Origin of the sequence: Chryseobacterium sp. 22458 (genome assembly GCF_052044975.1) — a bacterium.
Taxonomy (GTDB): domain Bacteria; phylum Bacteroidota; class Bacteroidia; order Flavobacteriales; family Weeksellaceae; genus Chryseobacterium.
This window is the reverse complement of sequence record NZ_JBQEOA010000001.1, coordinates 841,954-863,311: the sequence shown is the minus strand read 5'-3', so window position 1 is coordinate 863,311 and position 21,358 is coordinate 841,954. Positions and strand designations below refer to the sequence as shown.

The window sequence follows — 21,358 nt, the reverse complement described above, 5'->3', positions numbered from 1 at the left end:
TGATGATTGAATGCATCAACCTACCTCGCAATAAAAAATATACGTGGAATTTATAGGTCGAGGTAAAGCTTTAAGTGGACAGATCAGCAAAGAACCGGCTCGTGATCAGGGATAATAAAAAACGGGCAGAAATTTCTGCCCGTTTTTATTTTTATAATAATTTGATCTTATCTTCAAGAATATCGATGATCTTATCTTTATAAAGTCCGCCGATTGCTTTTTTAAAGTTTTTCTTGCTCATCTGAAGCTCATCTTTGATCTCTTCAGGTGAAGACTTATCAGACACATACAGCAACCCGTAGTTTTCTTCCAGTTTATCCAGAATCTTCTGTTTAAATTCGTCGATATTTTCAAAGCCGTCAGGCTGTAGTGAAACATCTATTTTTCCGTCTTCACGGATTGCCTTGATGTATCCTTTTTCCTCTGATAAAGGATACAGCTTTTTGAAAACATCAGAAGCGTAAATCAAACCAATATATTGCTTATTGATCACCACATTCCAGCCCAGCTCACCTTCGTTCATCATGATCAGATCTACTTTATCTCCTTTTCTGAAAGGAAGATCCTGATACTGAGGATTTCTCTTGAACTTGGTTGTTCCTGTGATCAGCTCCATATCCTCATCTACATAAATGTAAACAAGATATCTTTTGCCTTCAATAATCTTGGTTTTCTGCTGTTTGTAAGGGATAAATAGATCTTTAATAATTCCCCAGTCCATAAATGCTCCGCTCGGAAGGCTCTGCACACAACTCATGACAGCGAATTCACCTACTTCAGCCAATGGAATTTCCGTAGTAGCCTTAAGTTTATCATCGTCCTGATATACAAAAACTTCAACGTACTCACCCACTTCCTGCTCTTCACGAATGAAGATTTTTGGAAGAAAAGCTTTTTCACCGGATTCTTCATCTGTTAAGATCCATCCTGAATTAATTTTTTCTGAAATTTGTAAATTCTGAGTTTTTCCGAGTTGCATTATGATAAAATTAGCTGACAAAGGTACGGAAATTTGAAGATTTTAACCTATTGAATATTTTTAAGAATCATTTTATCTTTCAAAAAGCCTTTAAAACCTGTACATTTGAATAAAATACCATACCATGAAAAAATATTTTGTTCTCCCCTTCTTTCTTTTCAGCATGATCTCTTATGCACAGCTGTTGGATAAAACAGCCCTTAACATCGGTTACCGCTATACCGGAAGGAATGTTCTGCAGGCAGGCCTGGAGTTCAGAATCGGGGAATCTAATTATAAATCCTTAATTATTGGTCCTTCTGTACTTTACACCCGGATTAATGAGACAGATAAGTTTATTCCGGAAGCTAATATCAACTTTGTTAATAATGGTGTGATGTTTGGGGTTTCCGGCAATCAATATTCGTTGGAGCCTAGGATCGGAATTTCGTTATTCAATGCGCTGTTTCTGAATACGGGATATGCTTTTCCCATTCACAGAGAAAAATATTTTAAAGGAATCACTTTTGGTGTACAGTTCAATATTGCTCCGAAGGGATCTAAATTTTATGACAGGGTAAAGATGATGTAATGTTTAAAATAAAAACTGTGTCTATTCCGATCGGGAAATATACTCCATTACTTCACGTTTGCTGCTTTCAAAATCAAAAGCATCGTATACGACGAAGTACCTGTCTTTATCGGCACAATTACGATACATCGACTTGGCCATTGCTATTTTATTATTATCAAAGCTAAGCACCTTCACCAAATCTCTTATTTGCACAGCAGTAAACATAGTACTTCGCATTTGCTGTTTGATCATAGCTATTTTACCATCATCAAATTTTTCATTTCTCTGCAGCATATCAAAGAACTGGCGGAAAGAATTATTACTCATAACATTTCCGGAATCCGACCAATCTCCGGGATGATTCCCATATGGATTATTCCAGATGTCATTCCAGTCATTAAACCCATATTGTTCTTTTACAGGATAGGAATCTAATAAATATAATCCTTCATTGGTAAAGAAATCCAGTACCATTCTGCTGTTATTACGAAGCATTAAAGTTGTTCTGTAAATTAAAAAACCGTTTTCATAGATAGAGACAGGCACTCTTCCCGACTGCAAATCAAAAAAGCGGTATTTTCCGGCGGCGTTTGCCATCATCTGATCTCCAACTTCCACGGTAAAGAATCCCTGCTCGGGTATTCTCAGAAACACTTCGGCATATCCATAGTTTCTGTTCCACTGATAATCAGGATTTTTTATTCTATTTTCATTTCCTCTTCTTTGAGGAGTTGTATTATTTCCAGATCTCGGCTGATCAAAAGTTTTATTTCTTTCATCCGGGCTTTTAGAGGTTCTCATTTCTGTAATGGAAGCCTCATTTTTTAATAATTCTCCTGCTTTTCCTGCCTGCTGTCCCCATGAACTGATTCCCGCCAAAAGCATCCAACTGATAAAAATCTTTTTCATACATGAAATTTTCAAAAGCATCTCCATTTTCATGCCAAAAGCAGTACAAAAAAGGCTGCTTCAATAAGAAACAGCCTTTAATTTTTTAATATTAAATGATTAAATCTTTTAATCAAATATTACATATGAATAGGTCTCTTTGCCGTAGCATCCAATGCAGCTTCTTTGATAGCCTCTGCATAGGTTGGGTGAGCGTGAGAGCTTCTTGCAATATCTTCAGCGCTTGCACGGAATTCCATAGCAATAACACCTTCTGCGATAAGGTCGGCAGCTCTGGCTCCTACGATGTGCATTCCTAAAACTTCATCTGTTTTTTCGTCTGCAATAATCTTAACAAGACCATCGATATCACCACTTGCACGGCTTCTCCCTAAAGCTCTCATTGGGAAAGAACCTACTTTATAAGCTACTCCTTCTTCTTTAAGCTGCTCTTCAGTTTTACCAACTCCTGCAACTTCCGGCCATGTATAAACTACGCCAGGAATCAGGTTATAATTGATGTGAGGTTTTTGTCCTGCTAATGTTTCAGCAACGAAAACTCCTTCTTCTTCAGCTTTGTGCGCAAGCATTGCTCCTTTGATTACGTCACCGATTGCATAGATGTTAGCAACATTGGTCTGAAGGTGATCGTTTACTTTTACTCTTCCTCTTTCATCCAGTTCTACTCCGGCTTTTTCAAGACCAAGACCGTCTGTATAAGGTTTTCTACCAACAGAAACCAAACAGTAATCTCCTTCTACTGTTACTTCTTCTCCTTTTTTATCTTTAGCAGTGATCTTTACAGTATCTCCGTTTCTCTCAACAGCTGAAACTGCTGTAGAAAGCATGAACTTCATACCTTGTTTTTTAAGAACTTTAGTCAATTCTTTGCTTAAAGCTCCATCCATTCCAGGGATGATTTTATCCATAAATTCAACTACAGTCACCTGAGCACCTAATCTTAAGTATACAGAACCCAGTTCAAGACCGATTACCCCACCTCCGATTACGACTAAATGCTTAGGAATTTCTTTAAGGTTTAAAGCTTCTGTAGAAGTGATCACTCTTTCTTTATCTAAAGTAATGAAAGGCAATGTAGAAGGTTTAGAACCTGTAGCAATGATTGTATATTTAGATTCTACCGTTTCAGAAGAACCGTCATTTTTAGTGATTTTGATCTGAGTAGCAGACTCAAAGCTTCCCACTCCTTCAAAAACCGTGATCTGGTTTTTGTTCATCAGATAGCTGATTCCATCTGTATTCTGTTTGATCACTTCGTTTTTACGTTCGATCATTCTTGCGATATCCGCTTGCGGCTCGTTGATGATGATTCCGTGACCTGCAAAATTGTGTTTTGCATTTTCGAAATGTTCAGAGCTGTCAAGAAGTGCTTTTGACGGAATACATCCAACGTTAAGACAAGTTCCGCCTAAAGTTGAATATTTTTCAATAATTGCTGTTTTGAAACCTAACTGTGCTGCACGGATCGCAGCTACATAACCACCAGGACCGGAACCTATTACGGTAACATCGAATTGACTCATGTTATTGTATGAATTTGTTTATTATTATCTATCTTAATTCTCACAAATTTACATATAAATTACCAAGCACCAAAGTGAGTTTTATCAATTTTAAAAATGATAATTATATGCTTTACTTTTATGAAAAGTATTATTTTATGAACCTGATATTTTCTTCATTCCCTTCCTTCAGGTAGATTGCTGTAAACACAAGTGGTTTTTCAGCGGATGCATTATCAAAATGAAGGATTTTCACATTTTTAGGTTCGTAAAAAGCATCTCCTTCATGAAGTACTACTTTCTCTTGTCCTTCGATCTGAAAAACAGCTTCACCGGAATTGATGATTCCCAAAACTGGGCAGGGGTGCAGATGTTCAGGTGCTCCTTGTCCGGCAGCCATTGTTATTTCCTGAATCTCTGTAGATTTCACTTTCTGATCAAGAGCTGTTTTTAACAATTCTTTTCTTGAGATGGTCTTCTGCTGAGCCGTCATTACAATGGAATTCAGAATAAAAATAACAATGATAAGCGGTTTCATGGATTTGATATTATAAATCAGTTAAATATTACACATTCAATTCTCCCTGTCCGAATTCGCCTGTACTTTCAAAAAATGATCCACCATATACATACCAGTCTAGGCTTTCCAGATATTCGACCGCATTTTCCGGGGTAATCTGTGAACGGTCTTTTTTCGATACAATTCCCTTGTACCACCTTCCTGATTTGGAATAATGCTCATATTCCACAAAATAATGAATCCATATTCTCTGGCACAATTTGCACTGCTGAATCGTCACTTCTCCATGTCTTCCATTGGTATGATCTATACCTAATTCTGAACTTCTGTATTCAGTATAATTGTGGTCCGGCTTTTCACAAGCGCATCCTATTTTAGGAATCGTTTTCATTGTATCCTCGTTTGAAGCACAAAAATAAGAAAAATGAACCAACCTTAGAGATAATGGTATCGCAAGAACATTGTTTTTGGAAGCAGCAAGGTCCTTTTTTCTAATAGCGTACTTTATAACGCCTCTTACAAAATTACTTCCTTTATATACTGAAACTGTTCTATAATGTCCCTGCATTTCTGTATTACCAGATCCGTGTATTTTTCTTCAATGACTGCCAGTCTGTCATCCAGCCTTGATAAATACTCCTTATTATAAAGATTTCTCCGCTTATTTAAAGGGAAAAAACCGGTTTCTGAAGAAAAATCTTCTATTATCCTGATCTCAAAATCTTCAAACGGCTGAATATAATGAGCCTGATCATATAAATATCCCATTTTCAAACATCCTTCACGAAGGGCAACCTGGCCGGTCACCATCGCAATAGCATTGGAATGCATCTTTTTTATATATCTGTTCCGCTTTAATTCGTCAAATTTATTCATCTTATTTGATCAGATCCAACAAAACTTTTTCATATTTATCAAGGATAATATTTTTTGAAAATCGTGATTTAATGGAATTTTTTATTGCTTCCCGGTTATAATTCTGGTGCATGGCATCCATTATTTTACGGGCAAAATCTTCATAATTTTCAATATTGGCAATCTCTCCGTTTATATTATGCTGAATGATTTCGTTGATCCCTCCCGGGCAGTTATTCGCCAGTGAATAAGTTCCGCAGGCTCCGGCTTCTAAAAGTACATTCGGAAAGCCTTCATACCGTGAAGAAAGAATAAAAAGATCGGCATATTTCAGAAACTGATAAGGATTCTCCTGTCTTCCGTGAAAAATCACATTTTTAAGCCCCAGAAGTTCTTTTGTCTGAAATAAAACATCCCTGTCTTTTCCGTCACCTAAAATGTGAAGCAGGATATTTTCATTTTTAAGCCTTGAAAAAACCTTTAACAGATTATCAAAGCCTTTTCTGGCAGACAGATTGCCGATAGCAACTACATTTTTATAATTATACTTGTAGCATTCAGGTTTAAGAGAAATGGCCAGTTTATCATCAATAAAATCAAAATCTACAGGGTTATTGATCTTGACAATTTTTTTCTTCTTAATGTTGAAATTGTCAATCAGGTCTTTCATCATATCATCACTTTGCGCAATGATCCTCTGATAGTTATTATAGAAATTATAAAAGAATTTGATTTCTTTTCTGGTCACGTGCTGGGTAACCACATTGGTTTCCCTTGCAATGAATTTAGTCCTTGGGAAAAGCTTAATAAATAACGATAAGTAAGCATTCACCTCTCCAAAACCGGAAAATACGATATCGGGTTTTCTTCTGTAGATTTCACCTAAAATAGGTTTCAGAGAATGTCTGATCCTGTCGGTATTGATATCAATGATTTCGACATCTTTTTTCAGAAAATTAAGATATCCGCCTTGTTTACGCAACAGCAAAATCTTGGGTTCAAACCGATCCCTGGAAAGATGATTCGCTATAGTGGTAACAATTCTTTCTGCGCCTCCGGTTTCCAAGTCCGGCAGAATAAATATGACAGATATTTTTTTCATCAGTTAAAGTTACTAAAAAGTTTAGTTATAAGTCAAATATTCCTTTTGTCATTACGAGCAGAACGAAGCAATTTCAAAATTGAACAGTAATCTTACAGCCTGGAAAAATGCTGAGCCTCTACTTTTATCGCTCGCTGATTTTGCAGATGACGCAGATGTTTGTGGAAAAATTGATTTGCCAAGCTTTATCTTTGTGAAAATATAGTTGCTAAGAATGCATTTCATAAAAAAGAAGCTCTTCCATGGAAAAGCTTCTTTTTAATTTTTTTATTCTTCTATATAAACTAGTTGGCTACGTCGCTGATAAATTTAATTCTCAGCATTCTTACTTCTTCATCAGACAGCTCATCTCCAAATTCATCCAGTAAAATCTTCATACTGTCACTGTCAGATTCATTCATGAATTCCATGAAGCCGTCTACAATATCTTCATCAAAATTGTCTTCAATATAATAGTCGATATTCAGTTTTGTTCCCTGGTAAACGATTCTTTCCATTTCTTTCAGAAGTTCATCCATAGAAAGATTTTTGGCTCTTGCAATATCTTCAAGATCAATTTTCTTATCGGTACTTTGGATAATGAAAACCTTGTGACTGGATTTGTTGGCCACCTGTTTCAGTACCATATCCTGGGTACGTTCTATATTGTTGTCTTCAACATAGGTTTTAATGTAATCAGCGAATTCTTTACCATATTTTTTGGCTTTTCCTTCTCCTACTCCATAAATTTTGTTGATTTCATCTACTGTAATCGGGTACTGAACGGTCATATCTTCCAGACTCGGATCCATAAATACGGTGTAAGGCGGAATTCCGTGCTTTTTGGCTACTTTTTTCCTTAATTCCTTTAATAGGTTAAACAGCTTCTGGTCTAAACCTCCTCCGGCCTGTTGTTGCAACTGATCACTGTCTGCTTTCGCTTGGGTAAGATCAAATTCTCTGTCTTCCGCAATTAAGAAGGTATCTTTGGATTTACCGGTTAATACATTTTTTCCTTTCTCTGTAATCTTCAGAACGCCGTATGTCTCAATATCTTTCTGTAAAAAATTCTGAACGGTTGCCTGTCTCAGGATCGTTTTCCAGTAATTGTCTTTTTCTTCTTTCCCGAATCCGAAATGTGAACTTTGCTCAAGTTTATAAGATTTTGTCACTGCAGTTTCTTTTCCCACAATCACAGAAATCAGATCTTTAGACTTGAACTTTTCTCCTGTATCACGGATCAGTTCCAAAGCTTTTTTAAGATCAGCCGTTGCATCTTTCAATTTGGGCGGATTGGATGAGTTATCACACATCTTTGCCCCGTCTCCGTTTACCGGATCGAAACTTTCGCCAAAATAATATAAAATGTATTGTCTACGGCTCATTGAGGTTTCAGCATAGCCTACCACTTCATTCAGAAGCTGCAATCCGATTTCTCTTTCGGAAACAGGTTTCTGAGCCAGGAATTTTTCCAGTTTTTCAATATCTTTCGGATCATAGAATGCCAGACAATGGCCTTCGCCGCCATCTCTTCCAGCTCTTCCCGTTTCCTGGTAATAGCTTTCCAGCGATTTGGGGAAATCGTAATGGATCACAAAACGGACATCCGGTTTGTCAATTCCCATCCCGAAGGCAATCGTAGCAACAATCACATCTACTTCTTCCATCAGAAATTTGTCCTGATTGGCAACCCTTATTTTCTGGTCAAGACCGGCATGATAAGGAAGTGCATTGATACCGTTCACCTGCAAAAGCTGGGCAAATTCTTCCACCTTTCTTCTGCTCAGACAGTATACAATTCCTGATTTTCCTTTATGCTGATTGATAAACTTAACGATTTCCTTATCTACATTAATCTTAGGACATACTTCATAATAGAGGTTGGGACGGTTGAAACTTTCTTTAAAGACCAGCGCATTTGTCATTCCCAACGTTTTCTGGATATCATCCTGTACTTTAGGAGTTGCTGTGGCCGTTAATGCAATCACCGGTACATCAGCGATCTTATCTATGATCTGTTTCAGATTTCTGTATTCCGGTCTGAAATCATGCCCCCATTCTGAAATACAGTGAGCTTCATCGATAGCAAAGAAGGATATCTTTACTTCCTTCAAAAAGTCCAGGTAATCATCTTTGATCAATGATTCGGGAGCTACATACAGAAGCTTTGTCTTACCGCTTTTGATATCATCAAAAACCTGCTTGGTCTGCGTCTTATTCAATGATGAATTCAATACATGCGCTACCCCATCGTCAGATGAAAGGCCGTTCACTGCATCTACCTGGTTCTTCATCAACGCTATTAAAGGCGAAACGACAATTGCCGTACCTTCCGAAATAAGTGCCGGAAGCTGATAACATAGTGATTTTCCACCTCCTGTAGGCATCAGAACAAAAATATCCTTCCCATTCAATAGGTTGTCTATGATCTGTTCCTGCTGGCCCTTAAATGTAGAAAACCCAAAATACTTTTTCAATTCGCCTGATAAATTGGCTTTTTTTGCGCTCATCTAATTTTCTATTGCTAAATTTGCATCTAACCCAAAGTTATAAAATTTCTGCTTAAAATAAAAGCGAACGAATTTATAAAAAATAAAATTTATATTAAATATTGTTTTTAAAATATAACGTTTTTTGAAAACTTTTTTGTATACCTTATTGTCATAAAATGGATAGAACCAACATTATATCAATTGCTAAAAGCACATTGGAAATTGAAATTTCGGAATTAGAAAAATTAAAAAACAGAATTGATGACCGGTTTGCCAAGGCTGTAGAGATCATTCATTCAGCAAAAGGTAAGCTCATCGTTGTAGGAATAGGCAAATCTGCCCATGTAGGAAATAAAATTGTAGCAACATTAAATTCAACAGGTACACCTTCACAGTTTTTACATGCTTCAGAAGCTATTCATGGTGATCTGGGTGTGATTCAGAAACAGGATGTGGTCCTGTGTATCTCCAACTCCGGAAATTCTCCTGAAATTGCCAATCTGGTTCCTTATTTAAAAGATTATTCTTCTGCCCTGATCGGAATGACGGGTAATAAAAACAGCAAGCTTGCAGAATTCTCTGAAGTGATTCTGGATACTCACGTTGATGTGGAAGCATGTCCTAATAAACTTGCCCCTACCAGTTCAACAACTATTCAAATGGCATTGGGTGATGCTCTGGCAGTAGCGTTGATGGAACTTAATGATTTCAAAGCTAATGATTTTGCTAAATTTCACCCTGGAGGCAGCTTAGGAAAAAACCTGACTTCCAAAGTAGAGCAGTTCCTTTCTTCCCAGAAACCTCAGGTAACGGAAGATTCTTCCATCAGAGACGTCATTATCTCCATCAGTGCATCAAGCCACGGGATTACCGTAGTAACCAATGAAAACCAGATCATCGGGGTTATCACAGACGGCGACCTGAGAAGAATGCTGATGAAAGGAGAAGACATCAGTAAAGTACTGGCTAAGGACATTATGTCTGCCCATCCAAGAACTATTGAGAAGGAAGCATTGGCCAAAGAAGCTATGAAAATCTTAAAAGAAAATAATATCGGACAGCTTGTAGTGACGGAAAACGGGAAATATTTCGGGATCATAGATCTGCACAAACTGCTGGATGAAGGGATTAACTAATTCTGAAATGCCCCATTTTTTACAAAAACATATTCAGGATATTATTAATCCTACGGATGATGAATTTGAAATCATTCAAAGTTTTTTTGTGAAAAAGAAATTCAGGAAAAGGCAGTTTCTGATCCAGGAGCATCAGCCTGTACATGAAATTTTCCTGATAGAAAAGGGCATTCTTAAAAGCAGTATTATAGACCGCTCCGGGAAAGAGCATATCCTTCAGTTTGCAGCTTCCAACTGGTGGATTTCAGATTTTGCAGCCTTTTTTAAACAGGAAACCTCATCATTAGCCGTAGACTGTATTGAAGATTCTGAAGTATATGCACTGTCATATGAAGATCTGAATATCCTTTGCAAGAAAGTTCCGGTAATGGAACATTTTTTCAGGGTAAAGTCTAATTTCGGGTATGTGGCTCTGCAACAGAGAATCCTCTCTTTAATGAGTAAATCTGCAAAGGAGCGTTATGAAGATTTCATCAAACAATATCCCGGTTTTACAGATCATATCCCCAAACAGCTTATTGCAAGTTATCTGGGCGTTTCAAGAGAAACATTAAGCAGACTATACTCATAAAGATGTGACCTGGGTCACATCTTTTTTTTGAGGTATGTCCTTATAAAAGTTCCATTAAAAATCCAATCTTTGTACTATAATTTTAAACAACAATACCAATGAAAAAGAAAGCATTAATTGTAGTGACAAGTGTAGAAAAGTATCCTGAGATGGAAAGAGCAACTGGTTTGTGGCTGGGTGAAGCGGTTCATTTTTATGAAAAACTGGAGGAAAAAGGGTATGAAATTGATTTTGTAAGTCCGAAAGGAGGCTATACTCCACTCGATCCTGTTTCCCTGCAAATGTTTGTGCAGCCCGCAGACTGGAAATATTATGCTGATAAAACGTTCAGGAATAAGCTGGGTAATACTTTAGAGCCTAAAGATATCAATGCTAAAGATTATAATGTGATTTATTATACAGGAGGCCATGGTGTAATCTGGGATTTTCCAGACAATAGTGAACTGCAGGAAATCGCCCGTGACATTTATGAAAACGGAGGAATTGTATCATCTGTCTGTCACGGAGCTGTAGGTCTGTTCAACATTACGCTTTCCAACGGAGAAAGTCTGATTAAAGGAAAAACAGTAACAGGCTTTTCAAATTCAGAAGAAATTGCTGCAGAACTGGCAGATCACGTTCCTTTTCTTACTGAAGATGTGCTGAAAAGTAAAGGCGCTCATTATGTAAAAGCTGATCAGGATTTTATTCCTTTTGCAGTTGCTGACGGAAAACTGGTGACGGGACAAAACCCACAATCCGGCGCTGCAGTGGCAGAAAAAGTATTGGAAATTCTTGAAAAATAAAGGATTTAAACCTTAAAAAACGAAGCTGTCTCTTATGTTTGTATTGTAAATAGGAGACAGCATTTTATTATATAAGAGGTCAATTCTATTTTTTAATTTTGAATGATCTGTTTTTTAACTGTTTTTTATAGCATTTGTTGATATTATCGTTCTTCTCGCTTTACATTATATGTTATCCAATAATTTTAAATTTCAAACATCAGGCATTTAAGCAAATATTTCATAAATTTGCGCTTTAAAAATTTTATTCTGTGAGTGATGGTAAAGACATGTCCTTTCTTGGGCATATAGGAGAATTAAGAGGACACCTGATCCGTTCTATTATTGCAATCATCATTGCTGCTTTTGCCGTTGGTTTCAATATCAACTGGATCATGGACCATATCTTTTTTGGCCCTACAAGAAATGATTTTCCTACGTTCAGGCTTGTCAATCATTTTTCGAGAATGATCTTGGGAGAAGACAGTATTCACCTTCCAAAAGACTTTCCGGTTCGTGTACAGAGATTATATCAGCAGTTCAATGTGATGATGGCTGTTTCTATTTTCGGAGGGATGGTAGCTGCATTTCCTTATATTGTATGGGAATTATGGCGCTTTATCAGCCCTGCTTTACACCCGAGAGAGAAAAAGAATTCCATCTATATCATCAATGCAGTCTGGATGCTTTTTATGACAGGAGTATTGTGCGGGTATTTTTTAATTCTTCCGTTTGCCGTTAACTTCGGGGTGATTTTTAAGATTTCAGACATTATTGTTCCGCTTTATGATTTAAGTGACTATACCACATTATTTTTACAGGTGGTTTTGGGTATGGGGGTAATCTTCCTCTTCCCTATTCTGATCTATTTCCTTACCAGCATCGGAATTCTGACGCCTACTTTTATGAAAACATACCGTCGCCACGCCATCGTTCTGATTATGGTGGTAGCTGCTATTATTACACCGGCAGATGTTTTAAGTATGCTGATGGCAGCATTTCCGCTCCTTATCTTATACGAATTCAGTATCATGATGTGTACTTTCACTTATAAGAGAGTACAGAAGAGCAATGGTAATCTTCCGGCTGTGCAGGAATCATAAGCTTACAATATTTAATCAAAATCATTCTAAATACAAATGCTGACCTCAAAGGGGGTTAGCATTTTTTTATTTTTCAAATCTGATAGGCAGCAGGTTTTTCTTATGGATATTGAAGAATCAGGGTTAATTTTCACTCTTTAGCCATCAGCCTATTAATTTATTTTCTATTTTTGAAAAGATTATTCAATAAAGTTAAAAAATGAAAAAGCTATCATATACACTTTTATTTGCGTCAGGACTTGTTTTCGGGCAGTTTTTTGAAAAAGACAAGGTTTTTACTAAACAGGACACGCTGAAGGGTTCCAATACCTCATACCGTGATTTCTGGGATGTTAAAAAATATGACCTTTCCGTGGAACCTGATTTCAAGCAGAAAAGCATTAAAGGGATCAATACAATAAGCTTTGAGATCATTAAAGATGTTACCAATCCTACATTCCAGATTGATTTACAGCAGCCTATGAAAGCGGATAAGATAATCGCAAGCTTTCCTATAGCCAATTATAAGCAGGATAGTGATTTCATTTTCATTACCACTCGTAAAAAGTTTAAAAAGGGAGAAAAGTACACCATTGATGTTACCTATTCCGGAAATCCTACTATTGCTAAAAAAGCGCCATGGGATGGCGGGTGGGTTTTCACTGAAGATGAAAAAGGAAATCCGTGGATGAGTGTTGCCGATGAAGGAATCGGTGCTTCGGTCTGGCTTCCTACCAAAGATATCTGGAGTGATGAACCGGACAATGGTATTGTCATGAAAATTATTACTCCCAATGATCTTGTTGGCGTTGGAAACGGAAGACTGATCGATAAGAAAACAGATGGAGGTAAAACGGCTTATACATGGCAGGTTAAAAACCCGATCAATGCCTACTCTATTATCCCGAATATCGGAAAGTATGTGAATTTTAAGGATACCTTCGATGGAGAAAAAGGAAAACTGGATCTGGATTACTGGGTGCTTGATTATAATTTAGATAAGGCGAAGAAGCATTTTGAGCAGGTAAAACCTATGCTTTCTGCTTTTGAGTATTGGTTCGGTCCTTACCCTTTCTACGAAGACTCTTACAAACTGGTAGATTCCCCTTACCTGGGAATGGAGCACCAGAGCAATGTGGCCTATGGTAACAAATATATGAACGGCTACCTCGGAAGAGACCTCTCAGGAACCGGAGTGGGACTGAAATGGGATTTTATCATTATTCATGAGAGCGGGCATGAATGGTTTGCCAATAATATCACAGCCAAAGACCAGGCAGATATGTGGATTCATGAAAGCTTTACCAATTATTCAGAAGTCCTTTTTACAGAAAAATACCTTGATAAAAAATCGGCAGATATTTACGCCATCGGAATCCGTAATATCATAAGCAATGACGTTCCTATTATCGGAAAATACGGGGTAAGAAATGAAGGCAGCGGCGATATGTATCCTAAAGGTGCCAATATGATCCACACTATAAGACAGGTCATCAACAATGATGAAAAATTCAGACAGATCTTAAGAGGGCTGAATAAAGATTTCTATCATCAGACCGTAACTACCCAGCAGGTTGAAAATTATATTTCTTCAAAATCAGGAATTGATTTTTCAAGTGTTTTTGACCAATACCTGAGAACAATAAAGATCCCGACTCTTGAATACACTCAAAATGGAGACAGTCTGAAATTCCGTTATACGGATATTGTAAAGAACCTGAAACTACCGGTAATCATCAATGGTGATCAGACAATAACTCCAACTGAAAGCTGGCAGACCGTGAAACTGAAAAAAAATACTCCGGTTGAATGGAATCCGAACTATTATATTCATTATAAGAACGTTCAATAAATAAAACAAGACAAATTTGTATAGAACAGATTTGTCTTTTTGCTTTTTTTACAAAAATTTTAAGAAAAGTTTAATACTCAGGTTCGTAACAAAATGGAAAAAAAAGCAACTATTTAACTATAAGATTTTAAACCTAATGAGAAAAATTGCAATTAGTTTAGGACTTTTCGCTGCTTTTCTGGCGAATGCACAGTCTATCAAAACAACGATTGATCTTGTCAATGTAAAAGATGACAAGGTTGCCGTTACTATGGAGTTTCCGAAAATGAAATCCGGTGATATCAAATTTCACTTTCCAAAAACGGTTCCTGGCACCTATTCTGAAGATGACTACGGAAGATTTATAGAAGGAATCAAATTCTACGATAATAAAGGCAAAGAACTTACCTATACCAAAGTAAATGACAATACCTATTCATTGAAAAACGCCCAGAATCTGACCAAGATTTCTTATCTGGTCAATGACAGTTTTGACGAAGAAATGGATACGTCAAAGCATAAAGCAGTATTTTCTCCGTCAGGAACAGATATTGAGCAGGGAAAAGTATATATGATCAATACCCATGGTTTTATCGGGTATATTGATAATATGCAGGATGTTCCTTATCAGCTGATCGTTCAGAAACCTGCTGATTTCTATGGTACAACCGCTTTGGTAGACCAGGATAAGTCTGAATCTACAGACACCTACACATTGGCCAACTATGCGAAAGTAACTGATTCTCCGCTGATGTATACCAAGCCGGATTATATCACCTTCAATGCAGGAGGAATGGAACTTGTACTTGGCGTATATTCCCCGACAGGAAAATATAAGGCTGCAGATTTTAAAGATAATCTTGAAAAAATGGTCATCGCCCAAAAGAAATTCCTGGGGGATATGAATACCAATAAGAAATATGCCATCATGCTTTATCTTGCGGGAGGTGACGGACCAAGGATCAAAGGATTCGGAGCTCTGGAGCACCATGAGTCTACCAGTGTGGTTCTTCCTGAAGGTATGCCTAAGCAGGCTATTGACAACACGATCACGGATGTGGTTTCCCATGAGTTCTTCCATACTGTGAACCCTCTGAAAACGCATTCTGAAGAGATTCACTACTTCGATTATGCGGATCCCAAGATGTCTCAGCATCTGTGGATGTACGAGGGCGGAACGGAATATTTTGCGAACCTGTTCCAGATCCAGGAAGGTCTTATAGATAAAGAACATTTCCTTCAGAGAATTGGTGAGAAAATTGCCAACTCAAAGAATTATGATGATACCATGCCGTTCACGGTAATGAGTAAAAATGTATTGAAAGAGCCTTACAAAGATCAGTACAGAAACGTTTATGAAAAAGGCGCTCTTCTGGCAATGTGTCTTGACATCGAATTGAGAAAGCTTTCCAACGGAGAAATGGGGTATCGTGATATGATCAGAAAGCTGTCTCAAAGATTTGGCGAAAACAAGCCTTTCAAAGATGATAAACTGATTGACGAGCTGGTAGCAGTAACCGGATATTCGCAGGTGAAAGATTTCTACAATAAATATATTGCCGGAAACCAGCCTACTCCTTATGCTCAATATCTGAATATGGTAGGAATTGATATTCAGAAACAGGAAAGTAATCCTATCTTCTGGTTTATTAAAGATCCTAACCAAACCGGGTTTGATGAAAAGAACAACGCATTTGCTTTTGATGAGAACTCAGCACTTTCTCCTTTTGCAAAAAGCATAGGCTTTAAAATCACAGACCAGGTTCTTGCTCTGGACGGAAAAAATGTAGATATCAAAAAAATACAGGACTTCATTAGCTATACCCATACTATCAAAGACGGGCAGGAAGTTACGGTAACGATCTTAAGAGACAATGCCGGCAAGAAAGAGAAGATGAACCTTAAAGGAAAGGCAATTCTTGATAAAATGACATTGGAAACGCCTGTATTCAAGGCCAATCCTACTCCGGCAGAACTGAAGCTACAGACTCAGTGGCTGACCGGTAAAAAATAAACAGAAAAGCGGGGAAACAATTTCTCCGCTTTTTTTTATTCCTTAAAATTCAGATTTGATTTCCTCCGGACACCTAAGCCTTTCTGATGGTGATTCTGAATGTACTTCCCTTTCCTACCTCTGTCTGGGAAATTTTAATATCTCCGTTATGGTATTCATGAATGACCCTTCTCGCTAAAGATAGTCCCAGCCCCCAGCCTCTTTTTTTGGTAGAATATCCGGGTTTAAAAGCATTTCTGGCCTGCTGTTTTGTCATTCCGCTTCCCGTATCTTTCACCTCAACCAGAATATTCTTGTTTCTTTCAAAGACAGACAGCACAATGGTCCCCTCACCTTTCATGGCATCCACAGCATTTTTAACAAGGTTTTCGATCACCCAGCTCATCAGGATTTTATTATGGGGAACCAGAAGCGTATAGGTTGGTAGATGCAGGGTAAAATTGATCTTCCTTGATATTCTTGTTTTTAAATAATCAAAATTTTCCTGAATCGTTTCATTGAAGTTCATATCATTGAGCTCAGGAACAGAACCTATTTTTGAAAATCTTTCAGAAATAGTTCTCAGTCTTTCAATGTCTTTTTCAATCTCATGCACTCCTTCAGAGTCCGGATTATCCAGTTTCATGATTTCCATCCAGCCTATCATTGAAGAAAGAGGGGTCCCGATCTGGTGGGCTGTTTCTTTAGCCAAACCTGCCCAGAGATATCCTTCATCTGTTTTTTTTATTGTTCTGAAAAACCAGAAAGAAAAGCCAAAATACAGCAGGATAAACAGTCCTAAAATATAGGGTGAATACCGAAGATTATTAAGCAGTCGTGAGTTGTCATAATATACGAACTGGTTATTACCATCGGGAACCTTGATTTCTATGGGATCATAATTTTTTTCCATATTCCGCATCAGGTCCTGAAGTTTTTCAGGGTCTTTTATTGTGCTTTCAGGAATATTACGGTAATACCCCAGGTCTAGGATCGGGTTTTTGTATTTATCGGTTACAATAAACGGAATGGTATTATTAATATTAAGGATATCCGGAAGCAGATCCAGGACATCCGTATCCGGGGTTTTGACCTCCTGTTGTATCCTGATCGCCTTGGAAAGGAGACTGATCCTTTTGATCTCTTCTTTTCTGAGGAAATTGATCAGCGATGTGGAAGCCACTACAATGGCAATTACCAAAGTAGTCATGACAACAAAAATGATCCAGTTATTCAGCCTGGTGAGTATCGATTTCCTCAAGTTATTTTATTTTAAAACGTTCAGGATCTTTTGCAGCTCTGTATTGCCGCTTCCCTGATAGTTGTTGATAATAATTGAAAACACGTATTTTTTACCGTCTTTTGCCGTATGATAGCCTGCGAAAGATTTGGTATCCCTCATAGTACCGCTCTTCATTTTCATTCCGTTATCCTGCACCGGAAAACCGTCATAGTACGCTTCAAACCATGATTGCTTTTTAGCATATAAAAGTGCCTGTACTTCAGCTTTTGCCGATGCGTAATTCTGTGGAGAGAGCCCGCTTCCGTCTGCAAAGTTGATCATATTCGGATTGATTCCTTTTGATTTCCAGAATTCTTTCAGATAAGAGACTCCGCTTTTGAAGCTAGAATTTCCTTTTTTCTCTTTTCCTAAGGTTTTGATTAAAGTTTCCCCATAAAGGTTGATACTTTTTCTCAGAAACCAGTAAACAATTTTATCCAGCGTAGGAGACTTGTAGGTAAGAATGATATTATTTTTCGGGGCTTCCAGTGCTTTTTTCCCTTCTATTTCCAATTGAGAATTCGTCACTGCTTTCCCAGAAAGTTCAATTCCGGATTCTTTCAGCCATTGTTTTACTTCTGCAGCCAGCTGTAATGGCGGATTGGGTGTAGCCCCCGATACCGTCACCGTTTTCCCAGCCGGCAGCATCCCGTTGATCAGGGCAACATCAGAATGCGGGGCGGTAAAGATCAGGCTCTGGTCTGAGCTTCCACCGGTCTTCAGGTCATTTAACCATTGTACACCTTCTAAAGGATAGGAAAAACTTTTAAAATCAGTTCCGTTGATGTTGATATCAAACTGGTTTTCCCTCCAGTTGATTCCCCAGACTCCTGCACCGTAATAATTACCAAGATCATCCCATGGCCATCCTCCTGGAATTGTCTGATGGTCAAAATACGAATCATCAATCACCAGGTCTCCCGATATTTTTGTAATTCCTGATTTTTTTACGGCTTCTATCAGCTTGTTTTTAAAATTTTCGGGCTTATAGGCATCATACCGCCAGCTTCCCAGGGTAGGATCTCCATTGGAGCTGATAAAAAGGTTACCGCTCAAGGTACCCGCTGATATGCTTCCCGAATAGCTTGATGTGGTAGTATAGGTATACTCTTTTCCCAGAACTTCAAGGGCAGCTCCTGCAGTAAAGATTTTCTGGGTAGATGCTGTAGAAAGCCCTTTGTTTCCCTGATATTCATAAATAAAGTTCCCATTTTCATCTGAAACATAAAATGACAGATTAGAGGAAACGGTTCCCGAAGAATCCATCAGGTCTTTAGTTACCTTATCTAATTTCTGGGCGATATTCTGGGCAGAAACAACCTGTACGGAAAGGATGAATCCTGCAAGTGTTTTCTTCATTACTTTGTCTTTTGGTTCTTAACTTTATTAGTGGCCTGCATTCTGTTATCGCAAAGCCAATCCGTATGAACGATTTCTTCGTACTTATATTTAAAATCTAATCAAATATACTTAAAATAAAAGCTATTCATATTCTTCCAGATCATCCGAAGTAAAAAGGATCTTATGATCCGGAACTCTCTCAAATGAACGGTCGTATTTAAAATACTTCTCATAATCGCTTTCGTCTATAAAAGCATCTATCTGACAGGTCTTTATATAATCTGTTTCTCCTTCATAATCATCTCTGTGGAACTGACTTGCCCCCCATGGCTCGTTACCGCAACGTAAACAATATTTATGATGAAGTGCTTTGTAACCACATATTTCACAATTTTCCAGGCTCTGGAACAAATCTGAAATTTCGTTTTGAATATCCTGCTGAAACAAGTCCAAAGGAAGAGTCTTCAAAAGCAGATAATAGTTCGGCTCGTGCCATGAAAAGCTGAAAGGCTCATCGGCGCTTACAGGTTCCTTTGTGTAAAGCTTTAATTCCTGAAGATCGGATTCTGCTTCTGCTTTAGCGAGATCTTTAATATTGAGGATGGTTTTCTTCTTATACTTTACATTCAGTTCCTCATCAATTTCTATCACGGATTTTTGGTCAAGAAAATGGTTCAGGCATAAAGTGGTCTGCCAGGAATCCACAGTTCTCATTTTACCTTCACTGCCGCATATCTCACAGGTCTTCTGAGATAATTCCGAGTATTTTTCTGTAATCTTCTGAAGTGTAGTATTCAGATTTTTATCTTCAGAATATATATTGCAGCACAGCTCCCCGAAATCTTCCTTTCCAAAAACGTCTTGATCAAGATTCCAGCCTCCTATGGCAAATTCAAACAGCATTTGTCTGATAATTCCCTCCCAACCCGTACTGTTGACAGAGAAATTCTTAAGATTACGCTCTATAAAACGGTCAATATCTTCTTTCTTCATTATAGTGGGCTTCCGCTTTCTATTTCGTAAGGTTCTTTATCTTTCTCAAATATCCTGGTCAGTTCGCTTCCTTCCACGGTAATGGTGTCCCCTATTCTCCTGATCCAGTTTCCTTCTCTAAGTCCTACAACCTTGATGTCATTCTGGGTAAGGAATTCCATGATACGGGTTTCTCTGGTTTCTCCATTGTGTTTCAAATCCGGATTAGGATCAAGATAATGCGGATTGAGATTGAACGGAACCAATCCCATACAATCGAAGCTTGGAGGATAAACGATAGGCATATCATTCGTGGTTTTCATATTTTGCCCTCCGATATTACTTCCTGCACTGCATCCCAGGTAAGGTTTCCCTTTTTCTACGTTTTCTTTTAAAACAGACATCAGCCCTTCTTCGTGCAATGTTTTAACCAGCAAAAATGTATTTCCGCCACCGGTAAAATATCCTTTTGCCTGATGTAAAGCCTCTGTTTTATTTTCAAATTCATGAAGCCCTTTCACTTTGATATTTATGGTTTCGAAAAAAGAGCGTGCTTTCGCTGTGTAATCATCATGGGAAATTCCGCCCGGTCTTGCAAAAGGAATAAAAACGATTTCGTCAATTCCTGCATATAAGCGGATAAGTTCTTCTCTTAGGTATTCTAAATATTCTCCACCGAAAAGTGTAGATGTTGAGGCCAATATAATGTTCATACAATAAAATTATAGGGTAGATCAAAAGTTGAAATACAAAGATAGACCCCAGAACTCAACGAATCAAAAATTACATTAAAAAAAGTACGGATCCCGTTAATATTTTCTAAAAAAACTTAAATCCTCTAAAATTTGGACTTTTCTGGAATTATAATTGAATTTTAGAATTCAAGAATTTTTAAATATAAGAATATGAAAATGGCTAACGTTAATATTAAAAATCTATTTTTAGGTTTAACACTTGTAGGAGCTGCAAGTTTTGCAAACGCACAAACGACTCAGACAGACACTGTAAATAAAACAGCTACTACGGCTGCTGTAACCCAAACAGGTAATCCGACAATTGAAGGTCTTAAGAAACAAATTGAGGCTAACCCGAAAGACACAGAATCATTGGCAAAACTGGCTGCAGCTTATCAGGAAGCTTCAGATTGGACCAATGCTATTGACACCTGGAAAAAAATATCAGCACTGCTTCCGGACTGGGCTCCATCGTATTACAGCCAGGCTTATGCCTATCAGTCTGCTAAAGATGATGCCAATGCAAAAATCGCTTATGAAAAGTATATTGCGACGGTAAAACCGGAAGAAGTAGAACAAAATAAAAAGAATCTGGCTTACGCCTATTTCTATATTGCTTTTGCAGAACAGCAAAGTGATCCTGCCAAAGCAAAAGAGCATATTGCCAAGTCTATTCAGTATGATCCAACCAATCAGGATGCTGTAAAACTCAGCAAAGCTTTAAATTCATAACAACAAAAACCGGAAATTTTCCGGTTTTT

Annotated in this window: 20 protein-coding genes; 8 read left to right on the top strand and 12 right to left on the bottom strand. The window is 37.7% G+C overall.

The window, feature by feature from the left end; all coding sequences use genetic code 11:
• Nucleotides 1-151: 151 nt before the first annotated feature.
• Nucleotides 152-979, bottom strand: a complete 828-nt coding sequence (locus ACTJJF_RS03760; RefSeq protein ID WP_312302810.1) for a CvfB family protein — start codon at nucleotides 977-979, stop codon at nucleotides 152-154.
• Between the two features lie 124 nt (nucleotides 980-1,103).
• Between ACTJJF_RS03760 and ACTJJF_RS03755 the strand changes: the two genes are divergently transcribed.
• Nucleotides 1,104-1,550 (top strand): hypothetical protein, encoded by a 447-nt coding sequence (locus ACTJJF_RS03755; protein ID WP_440698746.1) that lies wholly within the window; start codon nucleotides 1,104-1,106, stop codon nucleotides 1,548-1,550.
• A 21-nt stretch (nucleotides 1,551-1,571) separates the two neighbouring features.
• On the opposite strand, the gene ACTJJF_RS03750 is transcribed toward ACTJJF_RS03755, so the two are convergent.
• The 7 genes from ACTJJF_RS03750 to recQ all read right to left on the bottom strand — a co-directional run bounded on the left by ACTJJF_RS03750 (nucleotide 1,572) and on the right by recQ (nucleotide 8,909).
• Nucleotides 1,572-2,441 carry a DUF4476 domain-containing protein gene (locus ACTJJF_RS03750; protein WP_440698745.1) on the bottom strand — a complete coding sequence of 290 codons (870 nt, stop codon included), beginning with the start codon at nucleotides 2,439-2,441 and terminating at the stop codon, nucleotides 1,572-1,574.
• A gap of 119 nt (nucleotides 2,442-2,560) precedes the next feature.
• On the bottom strand, nucleotides 2,561-3,964 hold the full coding sequence (gene lpdA / locus ACTJJF_RS03745; RefSeq protein WP_065398141.1) for a dihydrolipoyl dehydrogenase: 1,404 nt from the start codon (nucleotides 3,962-3,964) through the stop codon (nucleotides 2,561-2,563).
• 130 nt (nucleotides 3,965-4,094) lie between these two features.
• Nucleotides 4,095-4,481 (bottom strand): cupin domain-containing protein, encoded by a 387-nt coding sequence (locus ACTJJF_RS03740; protein WP_440698744.1) that lies wholly within the window; start codon nucleotides 4,479-4,481, stop codon nucleotides 4,095-4,097.
• Between the two features lie 28 nt (nucleotides 4,482-4,509).
• Nucleotides 4,510-4,854, bottom strand: coding sequence for a hypothetical protein (locus tag ACTJJF_RS03735; protein WP_440698743.1), 345 nt, complete (start codon nucleotides 4,852-4,854; stop codon nucleotides 4,510-4,512).
• Nucleotides 4,855-4,979: 125 nt separating this feature from the next.
• A complete protein-coding gene (locus ACTJJF_RS03730; protein ID WP_440698742.1) occupies nucleotides 4,980-5,339 on the bottom strand; it encodes a hypothetical protein in 360 nt (119 codons plus the stop codon).
• A 1-nt stretch (nucleotide 5,340) separates the two neighbouring features.
• Entirely contained in the window at nucleotides 5,341-6,420 is a 1,080-nt protein-coding gene (locus ACTJJF_RS03725; protein ID WP_312300485.1) for a glycosyltransferase, read from the bottom strand.
• Nucleotides 6,421-6,704: 284 nt separating this feature from the next.
• Entirely contained in the window at nucleotides 6,705-8,909 is a 2,205-nt protein-coding gene (recQ, locus tag ACTJJF_RS03720; RefSeq protein ID WP_440698741.1) for a DNA helicase RecQ, read from the bottom strand.
• 158 nt (nucleotides 8,910-9,067) lie between these two features.
• On the opposite strand from recQ, the gene ACTJJF_RS03715 reads away from it, so the two are divergent.
• The 6 genes from ACTJJF_RS03715 to ACTJJF_RS03690 all read left to right on the top strand — a co-directional run bounded on the left by ACTJJF_RS03715 (nucleotide 9,068) and on the right by ACTJJF_RS03690 (nucleotide 16,289).
• Complete coding sequence (locus ACTJJF_RS03715) at nucleotides 9,068-10,027, top strand: KpsF/GutQ family sugar-phosphate isomerase (protein WP_440698740.1); 960 nt, start codon at nucleotides 9,068-9,070, stop codon at nucleotides 10,025-10,027.
• Nucleotides 10,028-10,034: 7 nt separating this feature from the next.
• Nucleotides 10,035-10,598, top strand: coding sequence for a Crp/Fnr family transcriptional regulator (locus ACTJJF_RS03710; protein WP_440698739.1), 564 nt, complete (start codon nucleotides 10,035-10,037; stop codon nucleotides 10,596-10,598).
• Nucleotides 10,599-10,696: 98 nt separating this feature from the next.
• A complete protein-coding gene (locus ACTJJF_RS03705; protein ID WP_440698738.1) occupies nucleotides 10,697-11,383 on the top strand; it encodes a type 1 glutamine amidotransferase domain-containing protein in 687 nt (228 codons plus the stop codon).
• Between the two features lie 251 nt (nucleotides 11,384-11,634).
• Complete coding sequence (tatC, locus tag ACTJJF_RS03700) at nucleotides 11,635-12,465, top strand: twin-arginine translocase subunit TatC (RefSeq protein ID WP_312300502.1); 831 nt, start codon at nucleotides 11,635-11,637, stop codon at nucleotides 12,463-12,465.
• A gap of 199 nt (nucleotides 12,466-12,664) precedes the next feature.
• Nucleotides 12,665-14,296 (top strand): M1 family metallopeptidase, encoded by a 1,632-nt coding sequence (locus tag ACTJJF_RS03695; RefSeq protein WP_440698737.1) that lies wholly within the window; start codon nucleotides 12,665-12,667, stop codon nucleotides 14,294-14,296.
• Nucleotides 14,297-14,432: 136 nt separating this feature from the next.
• A complete protein-coding gene (locus ACTJJF_RS03690; RefSeq protein WP_312300508.1) occupies nucleotides 14,433-16,289 on the top strand; it encodes a M61 family metallopeptidase in 1,857 nt (618 codons plus the stop codon).
• A gap of 73 nt (nucleotides 16,290-16,362) precedes the next feature.
• Here ACTJJF_RS03690 and ACTJJF_RS03685 read toward each other — a convergent pair whose 3' ends face one another.
• From ACTJJF_RS03685 to pepE, 4 genes are all read right to left on the bottom strand, one after another.
• Nucleotides 16,363-17,529, bottom strand: a complete 1,167-nt coding sequence (locus ACTJJF_RS03685; protein WP_440698736.1) for a sensor histidine kinase — start codon at nucleotides 17,527-17,529, stop codon at nucleotides 16,363-16,365.
• 6 nt (nucleotides 17,530-17,535) lie between these two features.
• Complete coding sequence (gene dacB / locus ACTJJF_RS03680; RefSeq protein ID WP_440698735.1) at nucleotides 17,536-18,909, bottom strand: D-alanyl-D-alanine carboxypeptidase/D-alanyl-D-alanine endopeptidase; 1,374 nt, start codon at nucleotides 18,907-18,909, stop codon at nucleotides 17,536-17,538.
• A gap of 123 nt (nucleotides 18,910-19,032) precedes the next feature.
• Nucleotides 19,033-19,884, bottom strand: a complete 852-nt coding sequence (locus ACTJJF_RS03675) for a hypothetical protein (RefSeq protein WP_440698734.1) — start codon at nucleotides 19,882-19,884, stop codon at nucleotides 19,033-19,035.
• The gene (gene pepE, locus ACTJJF_RS03670; RefSeq protein ID WP_440698733.1) at nucleotides 19,884-20,576 is read right to left on the bottom strand and encodes a dipeptidase PepE; all 693 of its coding nucleotides are present in this window, start codon (nucleotides 20,574-20,576) and stop codon (nucleotides 19,884-19,886) included. The genes ACTJJF_RS03675 and pepE overlap by 1 nt, the downstream gene beginning before the upstream one ends.
• A gap of 192 nt (nucleotides 20,577-20,768) precedes the next feature.
• Between pepE and ACTJJF_RS03665 the strand changes: the two genes are divergently transcribed.
• Entirely contained in the window at nucleotides 20,769-21,329 is a 561-nt protein-coding gene (locus tag ACTJJF_RS03665) for a tetratricopeptide repeat protein (RefSeq protein ID WP_312300522.1), read from the top strand.
• The last annotated feature ends 29 nt before the right edge of the window (nucleotides 21,330-21,358 follow it).

Coding starts and splice junctions, on each gene's coding strand:
- ACTJJF_RS03760 (WP_312302810.1), bottom strand. CDS start 979: ATGCAACTCGGAAAAACTCAGAATTTACAAATTTCAGAAAAAATTAAT.
- ACTJJF_RS03755 (WP_440698746.1), top strand. CDS start 1,104: ATGAAAAAATATTTTGTTCTCCCCTTCTTTCTTTTCAGCATGATCTCT.
- ACTJJF_RS03750 (WP_440698745.1), bottom strand. CDS start 2,441: ATGAAAAAGATTTTTATCAGTTGGATGCTTTTGGCGGGAATCAGTTCA.
- lpdA (WP_065398141.1), bottom strand. CDS start 3,964: ATGAGTCAATTCGATGTTACCGTAATAGGTTCCGGTCCTGGTGGTTAT.
- ACTJJF_RS03740 (WP_440698744.1), bottom strand. CDS start 4,481: ATGAAACCGCTTATCATTGTTATTTTTATTCTGAATTCCATTGTAATG.
- ACTJJF_RS03735 (WP_440698743.1), bottom strand. CDS start 4,854: ATGAAAACGATTCCTAAAATAGGATGCGCTTGTGAAAAGCCGGACCAC.
- ACTJJF_RS03730 (WP_440698742.1), bottom strand. CDS start 5,339: ATGAATAAATTTGACGAATTAAAGCGGAACAGATATATAAAAAAGATG.
- ACTJJF_RS03725 (WP_312300485.1), bottom strand. CDS start 6,420: ATGAAAAAAATATCTGTCATATTTATTCTGCCGGACTTGGAAACCGGA.
- recQ (WP_440698741.1), bottom strand. CDS start 8,909: ATGAGCGCAAAAAAAGCCAATTTATCAGGCGAATTGAAAAAGTATTTT.
- ACTJJF_RS03715 (WP_440698740.1), top strand. CDS start 9,068: ATGGATAGAACCAACATTATATCAATTGCTAAAAGCACATTGGAAATT.
- ACTJJF_RS03710 (WP_440698739.1), top strand. CDS start 10,035: ATGCCCCATTTTTTACAAAAACATATTCAGGATATTATTAATCCTACG.
- ACTJJF_RS03705 (WP_440698738.1), top strand. CDS start 10,697: ATGAAAAAGAAAGCATTAATTGTAGTGACAAGTGTAGAAAAGTATCCT.
- ACTJJF_RS03695 (WP_440698737.1), top strand. CDS start 12,665: ATGAAAAAGCTATCATATACACTTTTATTTGCGTCAGGACTTGTTTTC.
- ACTJJF_RS03690 (WP_312300508.1), top strand. CDS start 14,433: ATGAGAAAAATTGCAATTAGTTTAGGACTTTTCGCTGCTTTTCTGGCG.
- dacB (WP_440698735.1), bottom strand. CDS start 18,909: ATGAAGAAAACACTTGCAGGATTCATCCTTTCCGTACAGGTTGTTTCT.
- ACTJJF_RS03675 (WP_440698734.1), bottom strand. CDS start 19,884: ATGAAGAAAGAAGATATTGACCGTTTTATAGAGCGTAATCTTAAGAAT.
- pepE (WP_440698733.1), bottom strand. CDS start 20,576: ATGAACATTATATTGGCCTCAACATCTACACTTTTCGGTGGAGAATAT.
- ACTJJF_RS03665 (WP_312300522.1), top strand. CDS start 20,769: ATGAAAATGGCTAACGTTAATATTAAAAATCTATTTTTAGGTTTAACA.